This window comes from Burkholderia sp. 9775_39 (genome assembly GCF_015712225.1).
Taxonomy (GTDB): Bacteria; Pseudomonadota; Gammaproteobacteria; order Burkholderiales; family Burkholderiaceae; genus Burkholderia; species Burkholderia cenocepacia.
Genome location: NZ_JACCQC010000084.1, coordinates 1 through 477, shown reverse-complemented (window position 1 = coordinate 477; position 477 = coordinate 1). Strand labels below are relative to the sequence as shown.

The 477-nt window shown below is 51.4% G+C and carries 1 pseudogene; it reads right to left on the bottom strand.

Features of this window, described 5'->3' with window-relative positions:
* Positions 1–477, bottom strand: a pseudogene (locus H0X90_RS35360) (hypothetical protein); the annotation flags it as partial.

The following is a 477-nucleotide window of genomic DNA, read 5'->3' as shown; positions in this document are numbered from 1 at the left end:
CTGATGAGCGGTATCACTGGTGCACGGTTCCTGAACACCGGGTGCAAGGGTAATGATCGCCAGCGGGCTGTTGATCTTTTCCTGTGCGAACGCTAACCCGCCATACATCCGGTGTTCGGCGCAAATGTGACCATCGACAATATCCACCGCAGTGGCATCGTTCACCAGCGCCGCATTCAGTTGCACACTTAACCGTGCTGCCAGAGCTTTACCGCGTTTCGTCGCGGCCAGCAGCAACATAGAAGGATGTTTATCTTTCAGCAGGGCAGCAATGCTTTCGGCGTAATTTTCAGTACGTTGCAGCGCATCATTTTGCTCAAGAACATAAATACATTTTGGACCATAAGGCATAACTGCCTGCGCCTGGTCGGTATTTTGTACAATGGCATACACCTGTTGGCCCCATTGCTGCGCGCCGCCAAACAGTTCAGCATAACGTTCAGGATTATCGCTAAAGACCCAGACGCTGTTTAATTG